The organism is Bradyrhizobium sp. MOS003 (assembly GCF_003020125.1).
GTDB lineage: Bacteria > Pseudomonadota > Alphaproteobacteria > Rhizobiales > Xanthobacteraceae > Bradyrhizobium.
Genome location: NZ_PYFW01000010.1, coordinates 65,030 through 79,127 on the forward strand (window position 1 = coordinate 65,030; position 14,098 = coordinate 79,127).

The 14,098-nt window shown below is 66.2% G+C and carries 15 protein-coding genes; 7 read left to right on the forward strand and 8 right to left on the reverse strand.

All coding sequences use genetic code 11. The features are described from left to right. Positions 1-24 precede the first annotated feature (24 nt). Positions 25-798, forward strand: coding sequence for an SDR family oxidoreductase (locus tag C7G42_RS29975; RefSeq protein ID WP_199581210.1), 774 nt, complete (start codon positions 25-27; stop codon positions 796-798). A gap of 123 nt (positions 799-921) precedes the next feature. Here the strand turns inward: C7G42_RS29975 and C7G42_RS29980 are convergent, their stop codons facing one another. Next, positions 922-1,530: an FMN-dependent NADH-azoreductase gene (locus C7G42_RS29980; RefSeq protein WP_106952507.1), complete on the reverse strand. Its 609-nt coding sequence runs from the start codon at positions 1,528-1,530 to the stop codon at positions 922-924. 83 nt (positions 1,531-1,613) lie between these two features. Here C7G42_RS29980 and C7G42_RS29985 point away from each other — a divergent pair, with 83 nt between their 5' ends. Continuing rightward, a complete protein-coding gene (locus tag C7G42_RS29985) occupies positions 1,614-2,024 on the forward strand; it encodes a winged helix-turn-helix transcriptional regulator (RefSeq protein ID WP_106952508.1) in 411 nt (136 codons plus the stop codon). On the opposite strand, the gene dprA is transcribed toward C7G42_RS29985, so the two are convergent. Continuing rightward, the gene (gene dprA, locus C7G42_RS29990; protein WP_106952613.1) at positions 2,021-3,163 is read right to left on the reverse strand and encodes a DNA-processing protein DprA; all 1,143 of its coding nucleotides are present in this window, start codon (positions 3,161-3,163) and stop codon (positions 2,021-2,023) included. The genes C7G42_RS29985 and dprA overlap by 4 nt on opposite strands. Before the next feature lie 90 nt (positions 3,164-3,253). Here dprA and C7G42_RS29995 point away from each other — a divergent pair, with 90 nt between their 5' ends. Continuing rightward, positions 3,254-4,498, forward strand: coding sequence for an amidase (locus C7G42_RS29995; protein ID WP_106952509.1), 1,245 nt, complete (start codon positions 3,254-3,256; stop codon positions 4,496-4,498). On the opposite strand, the gene C7G42_RS30000 is transcribed toward C7G42_RS29995, so the two are convergent. From C7G42_RS30000 to C7G42_RS30015, 4 genes are all read right to left on the reverse strand, one after another. Continuing rightward, the gene (locus C7G42_RS30000; protein ID WP_106952510.1) at positions 4,490-5,647 is read right to left on the reverse strand and encodes a patatin-like phospholipase family protein; all 1,158 of its coding nucleotides are present in this window, start codon (positions 5,645-5,647) and stop codon (positions 4,490-4,492) included. The two genes, C7G42_RS29995 and C7G42_RS30000, sit on opposite strands and share 9 nt — an antisense overlap. A gap of 184 nt (positions 5,648-5,831) precedes the next feature. Beyond that, positions 5,832-6,428 (reverse strand): glycerol-3-phosphate 1-O-acyltransferase PlsY, encoded by a 597-nt coding sequence (gene plsY / locus C7G42_RS30005; RefSeq protein WP_106952511.1) that lies wholly within the window; start codon positions 6,426-6,428, stop codon positions 5,832-5,834. A gap of 47 nt (positions 6,429-6,475) precedes the next feature. Then, positions 6,476-7,777 (reverse strand): dihydroorotase, encoded by a 1,302-nt coding sequence (locus C7G42_RS30010; protein ID WP_199581222.1) that lies wholly within the window; start codon positions 7,775-7,777, stop codon positions 6,476-6,478. 5 nt (positions 7,778-7,782) lie between these two features. Continuing rightward, positions 7,783-8,730, reverse strand: a complete 948-nt coding sequence (locus C7G42_RS30015) for an aspartate carbamoyltransferase catalytic subunit (protein WP_094977536.1) — start codon at positions 8,728-8,730, stop codon at positions 7,783-7,785. A gap of 224 nt (positions 8,731-8,954) precedes the next feature. On the opposite strand from C7G42_RS30015, the gene C7G42_RS30020 reads away from it, so the two are divergent. From C7G42_RS30020 to C7G42_RS30030, 3 genes are read left to right on the forward strand one after another with little or no spacing between them, the layout of a single operon-like run. Continuing rightward, the gene (locus tag C7G42_RS30020; RefSeq protein ID WP_199581223.1) at positions 8,955-9,719 is read left to right on the forward strand and encodes a M15 family metallopeptidase; all 765 of its coding nucleotides are present in this window, start codon (positions 8,955-8,957) and stop codon (positions 9,717-9,719) included. Between the two features lie 20 nt (positions 9,720-9,739). Then, entirely contained in the window at positions 9,740-11,383 is a 1,644-nt protein-coding gene (locus C7G42_RS30025) for an acyl-CoA dehydrogenase family protein (RefSeq protein ID WP_106952514.1), read from the forward strand. A 23-nt stretch (positions 11,384-11,406) separates the two neighbouring features. Beyond that, positions 11,407-12,171 carry a CPBP family intramembrane glutamic endopeptidase gene (locus C7G42_RS30030; RefSeq protein WP_106952515.1) on the forward strand — a complete coding sequence of 255 codons (765 nt, stop codon included), beginning with the start codon at positions 11,407-11,409 and terminating at the stop codon, positions 12,169-12,171. 53 nt (positions 12,172-12,224) lie between these two features. On the opposite strand, the gene C7G42_RS30035 is transcribed toward C7G42_RS30030, so the two are convergent. Together C7G42_RS30035 and ruvX are read right to left on the reverse strand one after the other, a co-directional pair. Continuing rightward, the gene (locus C7G42_RS30035; protein WP_106952516.1) at positions 12,225-13,151 is read right to left on the reverse strand and encodes an AEC family transporter; all 927 of its coding nucleotides are present in this window, start codon (positions 13,149-13,151) and stop codon (positions 12,225-12,227) included. Between the two features lie 3 nt (positions 13,152-13,154). Next, positions 13,155-13,640 carry a Holliday junction resolvase RuvX gene (gene ruvX / locus C7G42_RS30040; protein ID WP_106952614.1) on the reverse strand — a complete coding sequence of 162 codons (486 nt, stop codon included), beginning with the start codon at positions 13,638-13,640 and terminating at the stop codon, positions 13,155-13,157. A 45-nt stretch (positions 13,641-13,685) separates the two neighbouring features. On the opposite strand from ruvX, the gene C7G42_RS30045 reads away from it, so the two are divergent. Beyond that, positions 13,686-13,898: a hypothetical protein gene (locus tag C7G42_RS30045; RefSeq protein ID WP_106952517.1), complete on the forward strand. Its 213-nt coding sequence runs from the start codon at positions 13,686-13,688 to the stop codon at positions 13,896-13,898. Positions 13,899-14,098 lie beyond the last annotated feature (200 nt).

A 14,098-nucleotide genomic window follows, 5' to 3' on the forward strand; every position in this document is an offset into this window, starting at 1 on the left:
ATGATGCAACCACTGGAGGCGAATGTGAGACTGAAGAACAAGACGGCCCTGATTACCGGCGGCAATAGCGGCATCGGGCTGGCAACGGCCAAGCTGTTCGTGGCCGAGGGCGCCAAGGTGGTGGTCACCGGGCGCAACAAGCAGACGCTGGAGGCGGCGGCGAAGGAGCTGGGACCCAATGCGCTTACGCTCGCTGCGGACGCCACCGACATCGCCGCGACCGAAGCTGCCATCAAGCAGGGCGCCGAGAAATTCGGCAAGTTCGACATCGTGTTCGCCAATGCCGGCATCGCCGGCGGCACGCCGCTCGGCTCAGCCGCGCTCGAGGTCTTCGAGAAGGTCATCAGCACCAACCTGACCAGCGTGTTCTTCACGGTGCAGTCGGCGCTGCCTTACCTCAACGACAACGCTTCGATCATCCTCAACGGTTCGGTCATCTCCGTGCTCGGCATTCCCGGCTACTCCGCTTACGGCGCGGCGAAGGCCGGCGTGCGGGCGATGGCGCGGATCATGGCCTCGGAGCTGTCGCCGCGCGGCATCCGCGTCAACGTGGTCGCGCCCGGCGCGATCCGCACGCCGATCTGGGGACCTGCGACGGCCACGCCGGAAGCCGAGAAGGCGTTCGAGGCGCGGATCGCCCTGTCGACGCCGCTGGGGCGCCTCGGCGAAACCGATCACGTTGCGAAGACGGTGCTGTTCCTCGCCTCCGATGATTCCGCGCATGTGCAGGGCCAGGAGATCTTCGTCGACGGCGGCGCGGTGGCCTCGCCGAGCGGCGCGCCGATCTATCGCGGCTGATCAAGTGAAGTGAAAATTGGATCGGCCGGCGCGATCATCGCGGGTTGCGCCGGCGCCTGGTTTTAGCGAGCACGCACATGTCAGCCGCCGCGCAATCGGGCGGCGGCTGATCTTGCCGAAGCCTCAGGCCGCGCGCAGGGTCGTTGCCGATTGCAGCGCGCCGGCAATCGCTTTTTCGCGGTGCTCCGGGCCGAGCTGGATGCCGTCTGCGAAAATGAATTCGGGATTGGTGATGCCGATGAAGCCGAACACCCAGCGCAGGTAGGTTTCAAGATGCTCGCCAGCGGCGGTCGGCATGTCCGCGCCGTAATGGCCCCCGCGCGAGATTGCCACGATCACACGCTTGCCGCCGGCAAGGCCCTGCGGCCCATTCGCCCCGTAGCTGAACGTCTTGCCTGCCACCAGGATGCGATCGATCCAGGCCTTGAGCTGGCTCGGGATGGTGAAATTGTACATGGGCGCGCCGATCACGACGATGTCGGCGGCCAGGAACTCGTCCAGCGCGGCCGCACTTGCGGCAAAGTCGGGTCCGAGTTCTGCCGGGGCAGGAGCGCCTTGCGCGGCCGCGAGATGCGAGCCGGAGAGATGGGCGAGCGGGGTCTGGGTCAGGTCGCGATACGTGATGTCCAGCGAGGGCGTCGCCTGCCTGAGCCGGTCGACGATGGCCGCGGAGACCTGTCTGGAGACGGAACGGGGGCCGAGCACGCTGGAGTCGATATGGAGCAGTTTCATTTGGGATCACCCTGGTATAAGTTTGTAACCAGAGCTACATGAGTGACTGCCGAAATCCCCGCAAGAACGCACTTTTTTGAGCCATGGGCACATCCTTGAAACCTGAGAACACCGGTTTGCCTGCACCGAGGCTGCCGGATCCGGACCACGCCGACTGCCGCGGCGTGGCTTCGGTCCTGTCGCGCGTCGGCGACAAATGGAGCGTGTTCGTCATCATGATGCTCAGCGATGGGCCGAAACGCTTCAACGAGCTCAAGCGCATGATCAACGGCATCTCGCAGCGGATGCTGACCTTGACGCTGCGCGGGCTGGAGCGCGACGGCTTGGTCACGCGCACGATCTTTCCGACCATTCCGCCACGCGTCGATTACGAACTGACCGATCTCGGCCGCGGGCTGCAACAGCCGGTGAAAGCGCTCGGGGAGTGGGCGATCGACCATCTGATGCAGATCGAGGCGGCGCGCACGAAGTTCGATCAGCGCAACGACAGCTAAAGCAGCGATACCAGCCCGCCGCCGTGACGCTCCAGCTTGCCGGCAAGCTCGAGCTCCAGCAGCACGGTGCGCACGATCGCGGGCGAGGCGCCGGACATCCGCACGAGATCGTCGATCGAGATGGGCGTGGGGCCGAGCAGGCCGGTGATTTGGTCGCGGTCGTGGCCTTGCGGATCGGTCTCGAACGGCTCGCTGTCGGGCTCGCTCATCGGGTGCATCAGCGGCCGTTCCATGATCGGCGCGATCGCGTTGACGATATCGGCAGCTTCCGTGACGAGGGTCGCGCCCTGCTTGATCAGATCATTGGCGCCGGCGGCGCGCGGATCGAGCGGCGAGCCCGGCACCGCGAACACCTCGCGGCCCTGTTCGGCCGCCATGCGCGCGGTGATCAGCGAGCCCGAGCGGTGCGCGGCTTCCACCACGACGACGCCGAGCGAGGCGCCCGAGATCAGCCGGTTGCGGCGAGGGAAGTCGCGGGCGCGCGGCTCGTGGCCGAGCGGCATCTCGGAGATCGCAGCGCCCGCGTTGTCGAGGATCGCCATGAGCAGGTCGCCATGCTCGGGCGGATAGATGCAGTCGTGGCCGCCGGCCAGCACCGCGACGGTGCCGCTTGCGACGCTGGCGCGATGCGCGGCCTGATCGACGCCGCGCGCAAGCCCGGAGATGACCATGAAGCCGGCTTCGCCGAGTTCTCGCGCCAGCAGGCCTGCGAATTTCAGCCCGGCGCCGGAGGCGTTGCGCGAGCCGACGATCGCAATCATCGGCCGCATCAGGGTTTTGGTGTCGCCGCGCACCGCGAGCAGCGGTGGCGCATCGTCGATCATGGCCAGCCGGGCCGGGTAGCCGTGCTCGCCGGGCGCGCGCCAGGCGATGCCGAATTTGCGGCTCGCGGCGAGTTCGGCCCTGGCCTCGTCCGCGCTGCAGATGCGCCCCGACCGCTGCGCGCCGCCGCGGCGCGCCAGATCAGGCAACCGCTCCAGCGCGGCACGCGCGGTGCCGAAATGATCGACCAGCGACTTGAAGGTGCGCGGCCCGACATTGTCGGAGCGGATCAGCCGCAGTCGGTCGATCCGCTCGGCTTCGGTCAGCTCCACACTTGGGTTGATGGCGTCCACGGCAGCTCCTTGCGGGCGCAGAATGGAACAACCTGAGGGCGTGGGCAACGGGTTCGTGCGCTTGCGTGACCGCATCGCAATGCTAAAAGCGATGCCAATAAGAAGGGTATTGCCATGATCTCACTCGCCGACGTCCTGCGCCGCATCGAAGCGGGCGAGCTTTCGCCTGAAGCCGCCATCGCCCAGTCGCATGCGGCGATCGAGGCCAGGGAGAAGGACGTCCACGCCTTCGTCCGTCACGACAAGGCTGCGAAGGCGCAAGGCTCCGGCCCGCTCCGCGGCATCGCGGTCGGCATCAAGGACATCATCGACACTGCCAACATGCCGACCGAGATGGGCTCGGAGATCTATCGCGGCTGGCAGCCGCGCGCCGATGCGCCGGTCGTGATGATGCTGAAGCGGGCAGGCGCCACCATCATCGGCAAGACCACCACCACGGCCTTCGCCTCGCGCGATCCGACCCGGACACTCAATCCGCACAATCTCGGGCATACGCCGGGCGGCTCGTCCTCGGGCTCGGCGGCAGCGGTCGGTGCCGGCATGATCCCGCTGGCGCTGGGCACCCAGACCGGCGGCTCCGTGATCCGGCCCGCGGCCTATTGCGGGACCGCCGCGATCAAGCCGTCATTTCGCATGCTGCCGACGGTCGGCGTGAAATGCTATTCGTGGGCGCTCGACACCGTCGGCCTGTTCGGATCGCGTGCGGAAGATCTCGCGCGCGGACTGTTGGCGATGACGGGCCGCACCGAGTTTGCCGGTATCGTACCGGCCAAGGCGCCGCGCATCGGCGTGGTCAGGCAGGAGTTTGCAGGCGCCGTGGAGCCGGCCGCCGAAGAGGGCTTGCAGGCCGCGATCAAGGCGGCGGAGCGCGCCGGTGCCAGCGTGCAGGTGATCGATCTGCCCGAGGCGGTGCAGGAGGCCTGGCGCATCCATCCCATCGTCCAGGATTTCGAGGCGCATCGCGCGCTGGCGTGGGAATTTTCGGAGCGTCACGACGAGATCGCGCCGATGCTGCGGGCAAGCCTCGATGCCACCGTCCATCTGACGCCGAAAGAATACGACGAGGCGCGCAGGATCAGCCGCCGCGGCCGCCGCGAGCTCAGCGAAGTATTCGAGGGCGTCGACGTGCTCCTGACCTATTCCGCGCCGGGCACGCCGCCGGCCAAGGAGCTCGCGAGCACAGGCGATCCCCGCTACAACCGGCTGTGGACGCTGATGGGCAATCCCTGCGTCAACGTGCCGGTGCTGAAGGTCGGCGGCCTGCCGGTCGGCGTGCAGGTGATCGCGCGCTTCGGCAACGATCCGGTCGCACTTGCGACGGCGTGGTTCCTGGAGAACGCGCTCGCGAAGTCAGGCTAACGCCGGTTCAGCGGCTCGGCGCGCGGCATTTAGCGTCGAGGACGTGCCTTGCCCGAGCCATCCCTCGGCCGCCGCGCGACCGCTCCGGTGCAGAAGACGAATGAAGCCGCGGCCGAGATCGGTCGATGAACGTTGCGCCAGGCCGTCAACGGAATCTTCCGCAGCGATCCTGGTGAGGCGCAGCGACGGCGCGGCATGCGCCTGCGCCCATTCGATCGCGGCGATCTCGGCATTGAGCGCGGCGTTGGCCGCGATCTGGTCCAGCCTGCGGTCGATCGCGGCGAGCGTGATCGGCACGTAGCTGTCGCGCGCCGGCGTGACCTGGACGAGCAGGACGTCGGCCGTCGAGGTCTCCTGCGCCAACCGCAGCAACGGCGGATTGCCGCCAAAGCCGCCGTCCCAATAAGCTTCGCCCTCGATCTCGACGGCGCAATGCACCAGCGGCGGACAGGTCGAGGCCAGTGCGACGTCGGCGGTGATGGCCTCGTTGCGGAAGATCTGCTGCTGTCCGTCGCGGATCCGTGTCGCCGCGATCAAAAGCTTTGGGCAGTCCGGATTGAGCAGGGCGGCGAAATCGATATCGCGCGACAGCGCCTGCCGCAGCGGATCGAGATCGATCGGATCGAATCGGCCGGAGCGCAAGGTCGGGCCGAACGCGACCGAGCTTCCCGCCGGCGAGAAGCCACCGACCAGCATCAGCGAGCGGAACGAGGCCTCGTGCAAAAGGCGGAGCCAGAATCGGCTCAGCCGTGCCCGGGCAGCTTCGCGGCCGCCCTCCGCGAGGCCGGAAGCGAGCAGGAGCGCATTGATGGCGCCGGCGCTGGCGCCGCTGATAGTGTCGATCTCGATCGGTTCTTCCAGCAGCCGTTCCAGCACGCCCCAGGTGAAGGCGGCAAAGGTGCCTCCACCCTGTAGCGCCAGCGAGAGCTTTCGCGGCGGCCATGGGTTGGAACGAGCCTGCTCAACCCGAGCAGCCCGCGTGACAGCCTCGACCGGCGCAGGTGCGGCGGGCGCGGGCGGCGAAACGGCTATGGGCGCTGGAGGCGGTGCGGCGGCATCGGACCAGATGCAGGTCGTCGACAGCAGCCGGCTCGCTGCAGTGCCCTGCAAGCCAGCTTCGTCATGGGTGCCGTCAATCTTTTCGCTCATTCAGAGCAACCGCGTCACGTCATTTCCACTGTCAGGATGACAGGCATGGAACCTGTTCGCTACTCCCGGCCGCGGGCAGGCCGGCAGTTGCGAACAGGATTTGACATATAATGCGGAGACAAGCCTCGGTATCCGTAGATGCCCTGGCTTCGAAGACTTTAGCTCGACGCGGTTCGCGACGTGGCTACGCCTTCTCGCCGATCCGGCTCTCCTTGCCGGTCTGCAAGCGCTTGATGTTCTCGCGGTGCGCGTAGAACGTCAGCAGCGTCAGCAGCGCCGTCAGCGCGGCCAATGCGAGATGGCCGAACCACCACAGGAACATCGGCGTGACGAATGCCGCTACCAGTGCGGAGAGCGAGGAGTAGCGGGTGGTGAAGGCGGTCGCCAGCCAGATCAGGCAGAACACCACCATGCCGGGCCAGAACAGGCCGAGCAGGATGCCGATATAGACGGCCACGCCCTTGCCGCCTTTGAATTTGAGCCAGACCGGGAAGAGATGTCCGAGGAAGGCGCCGAGCCCGGCGACCATGGCGGCATTGGGTCCTGCGATGTAGCCGGCGATCACCACGGCCGCGGTGCCCTTGAGCGCATCGAGCAACAGCGTGCCCGCGGCAAGGGCCTTGCTGCCCGTGCGCAGCACGTTGGTGGCGCCGATGCTGCCGGAGCCGATCGAACGGATATCCTGAGTGCCGGCGAGCCTCGTCAGAACCAGCCCGAACGGGATCGAGCCGAGGAGGTAGCCGATGACGAAGGCCATTGGCAAAAATGCTTCAAGCCCCACGGCTGCGTCTCCAAAGTACCGGCTTCCAATTCAAACGATTGCGCACGTCAGACATGCTCAAACACCGTTCGACCGCCGACAATGGTGCGCACAACGCGGCCTGTAAAGCGAGCCTCGTCGAACGGGGTATTCTTGCAGGGCGACTTGAGGTCGGCGGGATCGACGATCCACGGCACATCGGGGTCGATCACGATGACGTCGGCCGGGCTACCCACGCGCAGGGTTCCGCCAGGAAGGCCGAGCAACTCGGCCGGGCGGGTCGACATCGCGCGGATCAGCGTCTTCAGGTCCAACTCGCCATTGTGCACGAGGCGGAGGCCGGCGGGCAGCATGGTTTCCAGACCGACGGCGCCGGGAGCGGCTTCGGCGAAGGGGAGGCGCTTGACCTCGACGTCCTGGGGATTGTGGTCGGACATGATGACGTCGAGCAGGCCGGAGGCCACGGCCGCCACCAGCGCGCGGCGGTCGTCCTCGCTGCGCAGCGGCGGTGACAATTTCAGGAAGGAACGATAGGGGCCGATGTCGTTCTCGTTCAGCGCCAGATGGTTGATCGAGACCGAGGCGCTGACGGCGAGGCCGGCGTCGCGGGCGCGCTGGAGGATCTCGAGCGAGTCGATGCAAGTCAGCGAGGCCGCGTGATAGCGGCCGCCGGTGAGAGCGACGAGGCGCATGTCGCGCTCCAGCATCACGGCTTCCGCCGCGTTCGGGATGCCCATCAGGCCGAGCCGCGAGGCGAACTCGCCCTCGTTCATCACGCCTTCGCCGACGAGATCGGGATCCTCGGTGTAGTGCACGATCAGCGCGTCGAAATCGCGGGCATAGGTCAGCGCCCGGCGCATCACCTGCGCATTGGTCACGCTTTTGTCGCTGTCGCTGAAGGCGATGGCGCCCGCCGCCTTGAGCAGACCGAACTCGGTCATCTCCTCGCCATGCATGCCCTTGGTGAGGGCTGCCATCGGCTGGATGTTGACGATCGCGGTGTCGCGGGCGCGGCGCATCACGAAGTCGACGGTCGCCGAATTGTCGATCACCGGAGAGGTGTCGGGCTGGCAGATGATGGTGGTGATGCCGCCGGTCGCGGCCGCCTGGCTCGCGGTGGCAAAGGTCTCGCGATGGCTGAAGCCCGGTTCGCCGACGAAGGCGCGCATGTCGATCAGGCCGGGCGCGACGATCTTGCCGGCGCAGTTGACGATGTCGGTGCCTTCGGGGACGCCGGCAGCTCCAATGCCGCGGCGGGTCTCGCGGATAGCGCCGTCGGCGATCAGGACGTCGCCGACCCCGTCGAAATCCCTGGAGGGATCGACGACGCGGGCATTGGCGAGCAGGATGGGGCGGCGATCGGTCAACATCGGCATCACGCGTTCGGCAGGTTACGGGCGAGCGCTTCCAGCACCGCCATGCGCACGGCGACGCCCATCTCCACCTGTTCGCGGATCAGGGACTGGGCGCCATCGGCCACGATCGAGTCGATCTCGACGCCGCGGTTCATGGGTCCGGGATGCATCACGAGTGCGTCGGGCTTGGCGTAGGCGAGCTTCTTCTGGTCGAGCCCGAAATAGTGGAAATATTCCGAGGTCGACGGCACGAAGGAACCGTTCATGCGCTCGCGCTGGAGCCGCAGCATCATGACGATGTCGGCGCCGTTCAGCCCCTCGCGCATGTCGCGCGCGACCTCGACGCCCATCCGCTCGATGCCGGGCGGCAATAGGGTGGTGGGGCCGACCACGCGGACGCGGGCGCCCATCGTGTTGAGCAGGATGATGTTGGAGCGGGCGACACGCGAATGCAGCACGTCGCCGCAGATCGCGACCACGAGGCCTTCGATTCGGCCCTTGTTGCGGCGGATCGTCAGCGCGTCGAGCAGGGCTTGCGTGGGATGCTCATGGGCGCCGTCGCCGGCATTGATCACGGAACCGTCAACCTTGCGCGCCAGCAGTTCCACCGCGCCGGACGCGTGATGACGCATCACCAGGATGTCCGGGTGCATCGCGTTCAGCGTCATCGCGGTGTCGATCAGCGTCTCGCCCTTCTTGATGGACGAGGACGCGACCGACATGTTCATGACGTCGGCGCCGAGTCGCTTTCCCGCGAGCTCGAATGAGGACTGGGTCCGGGTCGAGGCCTCGAAGAAGAGGTTTATCTGCGTCCGTCCCCGCAGGACGGTTCGCTTCTTGTCAACCTGGCGGTTGAGCTCGACATATTCTTCGGACAGGTCGAGGAGGCCGCTGATGTCGGCCGCGGAAAGGCCCTCGATGCCCAGCAAATGCCGGTGGCCGAGGACGAAGGTTGATTTCGATGTCATTAAAGCGAGAGCTATAGGCGCGGATGGCTGGGGGGGCAAGGGCCAATGCCGGGACGATGAGTTATCCCCTGAGGAGTCTGCTACGACGTCGATCGTCATGCCAGGGCATAGCCGTCCGAAGGACGGCGTCGCTTCCGCTTGCCTATGTCCCGTGCATCCACGTTCTTCTATCGCATTTGACGCAAATAAGACCGTGGATGGACGGGACAGGCCCGGCCATGACGATGTGGAGGCCCCCGTTGAAGACAACTCTGACAGCGCTCTTGGTTGCAGCATGTGTTGGCGCTGCCCAGGCCCAATCGCTCCCCGGCGGCTTCGTCTACCTGCGCGAGATCGATCCCGGCATCCTCCAGGACATCCGCTACGCCACAGCGAACAATTTCATCGGCCGTCCCCTCGCTGGCTACAATGCCGGTGAATGCGTGGTGAAGCGCGAGGTCGGGCTGCGACTGAAGGCGTTGCAAGCGGAGCTGGCGGCGCAAAATCTCTCGCTGAAGATGTTCGACTGCTACCGGCCGGCGCGGGCCTCGCTCGATATGGTCAAGTGGTCGCAGAACGGTCATGAGACCGCGGCCGAGCGGCGCTACAATCCCAAGATCCCCAAGACCGAGCTTTTCCGCCTCGGCTACATCGCGAGCCATTCGCAGCATTCGACGGGCGCCGCGCTCGATCTCACTTTGGTCGATCTCAAAGCCGACAATTCAGGCAAGTACGACCCGTCGAAGAGCTATGCCGATTGCACCGCGCCGGTCGAAGCGCGGGCACCCGAAGGCAGTGTCGACATGGGCACCGGCTACGACTGTACCGACCCGAAGGGCCATACTGCGGCACCGGCGGTCACGCCGGAGCAGCGCGCCTGGCGCAAGCGGCTGGTGGCTGCGATGGCCAGGCAAGGCTTTGTGAACTATGCGAAGGAGTGGTGGCATTTTTCCCTGCCGGGGGCCGGCGGGGCGCCCTATGATTTTCCGATCCAGCCGCGGCGGAACTGATTCCGCCCCGAGGAAACCTGATGAGCCAGCCGAGCTTTGCGACCCACGAGGTCTTCAACCAGTCGCCGCCGTTCGAGGATGTCGATCTGTTCACTGTCGATCGGCCGCTGGTCGATGCGGTGAAGGTCAACGGTGGCGCGGCGGCGGAACGCGAGTTGTCCGAGTTCGGCAAGCAATGGGGCTCGGCCGCGATGGCCGATCGCGGGCGCGTCGCCAACGAGTATACACCGAAGCTGCGCAGCTTCGACGCAAAAGGCAATCGCCGCGACCAGGTCGAGTTTCACCCGGCCTATCACGAGCTGATGGCGCACAGCGCCCATGCCGGCGTGCACAATTCGACGTGGACTGCGAACGGCAAACCGGCGGGCGATGCCGCCGAAGTGATCCGCGCGGCAAAATTCTACATGGCGGCCCAAGTCGAGACCGGCCATCTCTGTCCGATCACGATGACGCGCGCCTCGGTCGGTGCGCTGGCGATGCAGCCGGATCTGCTCGGCAAGGTGATGCCGGTGCTGTCGACCCGGAACTACGACCCGAGCTTTGCGCCCTGGTGGCAGAAGCGGGGCATGACGCTCGGCATGGGCATGACCGAGAAGCAGGGCGGCACCGACGTGCGCGCCAACATGACGCGCGCCGTCCGTGACGGCGAAGCCTATCGCATCACCGGCCACAAATGGTTCATGTCGGCGCCGATGTGCGATGCGTTCCTGGTGCTGGCGCAGGCCGAACAGGGCCTGACGTGTTTCTTCATGCCGCGCTTCGCGCCGGATGGTTCCGTGAATGCGATCCAGTTCCAGCGGTTGAAGGACAAGCTCGGCAATCGCTCCAATGCCTCGTCCGAGGTCGAATTCACAGGTGCCTACGCCGAACGGGTCGGCGAGGAGGGCAAGGGCATCCGCACCATCATCCAGATGGTGCAGCTGACGCGGCAGGACTGCGCGATCGCCTCGGTCGGCCTGATGCGCTCGGGGCTCGCGCAGGCACTGCATCACGCCCGTCACCGCAGCGTGTTCCAGAAGCATTTGGCCGACCAGCCCCTGATGCAGGCGGTGCTGTCGGACATGGCGCTGCATGTCGAGGCGAGCACGGCCCTGGTGATGCGGCTCTGCCGCGCCTTCGACCGGACGCCGCACGATGCGGCGGAGGCCGCCTATATGCGGTTGCTGACGCCCGCGATCAAATACTGGACCTGCAAGAGTGCGCCGCCGTTCCTCTATGAAGCCATGGAGTGCCTCGGCGGCAATGGCTATGTCGAGGACGGCATTTTGGCGCGCCATTACCGGGAGGCGCCGGTCAACGCGATCTGGGAAGGCTCCGGCAACGTGATGTGCCTCGACGTGCTGCGCGCGCTCTCGCGCGAGCCGAAGGCAGCGACGGCTGTGTTGCAATCGCTTGCGGCCGAGACGAAGGGTTTGCCTGGGGCAGGCGAGACGGCCAGCTTCATCGGCAAGACTTTTCGGCGCGCCGATGGCGAGCGCGTCGCGCGCCTCGCCGTCGAGAGGCTGGCGCTGCTGGCCGCTGCGGCGGCGTTGAACGGCGTGTCGCCGCGCAATGCCGAACTGTTCGCGAGCACGCGCCTTGCGGCCAGTCACGCCAGCATGTACGGCGCCGTCGAGCTCGAGAGCGGTGAGGCCCGCACGCTGCTGGAGCGGGCGCTGCCGTGAGTCTTCCGAACGAAAGCTTCCTGATGGATACCCTCAATCCCGACAATCCGCCGCTGACCGTGACGCCTGCGCCGCCGCGCGTCTGGCTGTTCTGGGGCACCGCGCTGTGGGGCCTCTTCGTCTTCGTCGCAATGTTCGTCGGGCAGATCGGCGCCGTCGTCCTGCTGGCGGCGCTGCGTGGTCTTCCCATGGACCTCGCCTCGGTCCAGGCGATCGGCCACGAGCCGCAGGCGCTCGCGCTCTCGGTCATCATGGGACTGCCCGCAACGCTTCTGGCGGTGTGGCTCGCCATTGCCATCAAGAAGGCCTCCTTCGTCGATTATCTCGCGCTGCATTGGCCGTCCTGGAAGCCGCTGCTGTTCGGTGCGGTCGGCCTCATCCTGATCGTCGTGGTCTGGGAGACGATGTCGCGCGCGCTCGGCCGCGAGGCGACGCCGGGCTTCATGACCGATCTGTTGAAATCGGGCCGCGACAAGGGCGCGGCCCTGTTGCTGCTGTTCGCCTTCAGCGTGGCCGCACCGATGTCGGAGGAGATCCTGGCGCGCGGCTTCCTCTTTCGCGGCTGGTCGGCGAGCTTTTTGCGCGTGCCAGGCGCGATCCTGCTGTCGTCGCTGGTCTGGACGGTCGTGCATCTGCAATACGACATCTACTTCCTCGCCGAGGTCTTCACCATCGGACTGTGGTTCGGCTACATGCGCTATCGCGCGAATTCACTGTGGCTCACGATCGCGCTGCACGCGATGAACAATCTGACCGCTGTGGTGCTGACGATGTGGCTGGGGAGCTGAGGCTGGCCGTTGCCTCACGGACAGCCGAGGAGGTGGGCTCTCTAAGAGGCGCTTTAGTGGGCCACCAGCGCGATCGCGATCGGCATCGTGATCGCCGCCAGAATCGTCTGCAGCGTGATGATTTGCGCCAGCAGCGGCGCGTCACCGCCCATCTGGCGGGCGAGGACATAGGCGCTGGGAGAGGTCGGGACTGCCGCGCAGATCGCGACGATCGCAAGACTGTTGCCTGATAGCCCAAACCACACGGCGAGCGCTAAGGCGAGCAAGGGCATCAGCACCAGCTTGAACGCCACGCCAAGCGTCGCGCCGAGACTGGGACGGAGCAGTCCCTTGAGCTGCAGGCCCGCGCCGGTGACGAGCAGCCCGATCGCGAGCGAGGAGCGGCCGAGCGCGTCGGCCACTTCGTGCCAGATCTTCGGCAATGGGAGATGCATGACGTTGATGGCGAGGCCGATGACACAGGCCCAGATCAGCGGATTGCGGATCACCGTCATGACGATGGTCCGGGCTGACTGCTTCTCGGGCGCTGCGTAATGTGCGAGCACCGCGACGCTGAAAACGTTGACCAGCGGAATGATCGCGACCATCGCCACCGACGCCAGCGCCAGCCCGACATCGCCATACAGGTTGGCGGAGACCGACAGCGCCACGTAGGTCTGCCAACGCGTCGCGCCCTGGAAGATCGAGGTGAAGGCAGGGCCCTCGATATCGAGCCGCGCCAGGGCAGGGCGGAGTGCGAGGCAGAGCAGCGACATCGCCAGCGCCGACAGCAGCAGCGCGCCGCCGACACCGGCGACCGGCACCTTGGAAAGATCGGCCTTCACCAGCGTCTGGATCAGCAGCATCGGAAACAGCACGAAATAGGTCAGCCGCTCCAGCCCATGCCATTGCGTGTCAAGCCGCATCAGGCTGCGCTTCAAGACCACGCCAAGCACGATGAGGATGAAGACCGGCAGCAGCGCCGCGATCACGACGGCCATCGGTCAGGCGGCCCCGGGACGGAGATTGGCGAGGCGGTCGAGCGCGCCCTGCAAAATGAAGATCGCGGCGTGCTCGTCGATCACCTCGGCGCGCTTGGCGCGGCTGACATCCATGCCGATCAGCTCGCGCTCGACGGCCGCAGTCGAGAGGCGCTCGTCCCACAAGCCGATGGGAAGGGGTGTGAGGCCGGCAAAATTGCGGGCGAAGGCGCGGGTGGATTGCGCGCGCGGGCCCTCGCTGCCGTCCATGTTGATGGGCAGGCCGAGCACGAAGCCGACCACCTTGCGTTCGGCCGCGATCGCCAGCAACCGGGCCGCGTCCTGCTTGAACGCCTTGCGCTGGATCGTCTCGACTCCGGTTGCGAGCCGACGATCCGCGTTGGATACGGCAACGCCTATGGTCTTGGTGCCGAGGTCGAGCCCGACCAGCGCGCCGCGCGCGGGCCAGTGGGTTGCAGCATCGACGAGGGGCAGGATAAGAGCAGGCATGACGTAGCGCATATCACGCGTCGCGCCGCGGAGTGAACCCGGAACATGGATGCGCTGACATTATTCGGCCTGTTCGCCGTCACGGCGATGCTGATCAGTTACGCCCTGGAAGATCGCAGCCGTTGGTTCGTTGTGCTGTTCGCCGTGTCCTGCGTGCTCGGTTCGGCTTACGGCTTTCTGCAGGGCGCCTGGCCGTTCGGTCTGGTCGAAGCGATCTGGGCCGTTGTGGCGCTGCGGCGATGGCAGCTGAAGCGGTAGATCGTCCGACGGCAGCAACAAGCCCGAAATCGTGATGTCGGGGTGCATCGACGATATGTGGGAAATCTCACACTGGTCACGTGCAGACCATGGCATGGTACCATTTGGTTGCGTGAGATTAGAAATGCAGGCTTAAGGTAGAGCGGGGTGCGTCCCCCGTTTTTAACGATAGGCAGCGTCGGGCACGCTGCAACCTTGGC